This window comes from Streptomyces sp. NPDC001709 (assembly GCF_053596375.1).
The window spans coordinates 1-1438 of the sequence record NZ_JBSFGB010000146.1 but is presented as its reverse complement, the minus strand read 5'-3'; the positions used below and the strand labels follow the sequence as shown (position 1 = coordinate 1438).

The 1438-nt window shown below is 68.1% G+C and carries 1 protein-coding gene; it reads left to right on the top strand.

Translation table 11 applies throughout. From position 1 onward, the window contains the following. Positions 1-214: 214 nt before the first annotated feature. Entirely contained in the window at positions 215-1417 is a 1203-nt protein-coding gene (locus tag ACWC0C_RS48340) for an IS110 family transposase (RefSeq protein WP_450871549.1), read from the top strand. The last annotated feature ends 21 nt before the right edge of the window (positions 1418-1438 follow it).

Below are 1438 nucleotides of genomic sequence, written 5' to 3'. Positions count from 1 at the left end.
ATGGGCTCTCCGTAAGTTGATTGGCGGCCCGGGAGGGCCGGGTGTGGCTTATGGGCTCTTGCCTTCAGTGGCTTCGTAGGAGTGGCCGCCCGGTTCTCCGGGGCGCCCTGGCTGCTGATTGAGATATGCGCGCCTTGTGCGGTCGCTGATTACGGAGATGACAGCGGGGTGTTCCTCGGGCCGACGGCATGCCGCACGGTGCGAGGAGGGGCGAATGAACGAGCGGAAGGCCCAGGTCTGGGCTGGCGTCGATGCGGGCAAGGGCCACCACTGGGCCGCTGTAGTCGACGACGCCGGCGCGACGCTGTGGTCGAAGAGGATTGACAACGACGAGTCGGCGATCTTGGCAGCGCTCGGTGAAATCCTCGATGTGGCAGACCAGGTCCACTGGGCGGTGGACATCTCTGGCACGTCCTCCGCACTGTTGTTGGCCCTGCTCGCGACCCACGGCCAGCAGGCGGTCTACGTGCCTGGCCGCACCGTCAACCGCATGTCCGGCGCCTACCGAGGCGAGGCCAAGACCGACGCCCGCGACGCCTACGTCATCGCTGAAACCGCACGGCACCGAAACGACTTCGCGACGATCGACGTGCCCGCGCAGCTGGCCGCCGACCTGGCGCTGCTGACCGCCCACCGGGCCGACCTGATGGCCGACCGCGTGCGGATGATCAACCGGCTCCGTGACGTGCTCACTGGCGTCTTCCCAGCCCTGGAGCGTGCCTTCGACTACTCGGCCCACAAGGGCGCGCTGGTGCTGCTGACCGCCTACCAGACGCCCGCGGCGATCCGCCGCCGCGGCCGGGCGAGGCTGACGGCCTGGCTGGCCAACCGCAGCGTGCGTAGTGCCGACGCGGTTGCCGCAACCGCGCTGGAGGCCGCTCAGGCTCAGCAGACCGCGCTGCCCGGCGAGGATGTCGCCGCGCAGATCGTCGCCGACCTGGCAGCGCAAATTCTGGGCCTGGACGACCGTCTGAAGCGAATCGACAAGCAGATCCGCGACACGTTCCGCAGCCACCCGCAGGCAGAGATCATCGAGTCTTTGCCCGGCGTGGGTCCCATCCTTGGGGCCGAGTTCGTCGTGGCGGCCGGTGACCTGTCGGCATACGCCGACGCTGGCCATCTCGCCTCCGCGGCTGGACTGGTACCGGTCCCGTGCGACTCGGGACGCCGCACAGGCAACCTGCATCGGCCCAAGCGATACAGCCGCCGCCTGCGTCGGGTCTTCTACATGTCTGCGCAAACGAGCATCGTCCGCGAAGGGCCGAACCGGGACTTCTACCTCAAGAAGCGCGGCGAGGGCTGCAAACATGTCCAGGCAGTCATCGCCCTGGCCCGCCGACGAGTCGGCGTTCTGTGGGCACTGCTGCGTGACGGAAGGATCTTCACCCCCGCCCCACCGGTCACGCAGGCGGCTTGACTTCGTCATTGAGACTCCTAC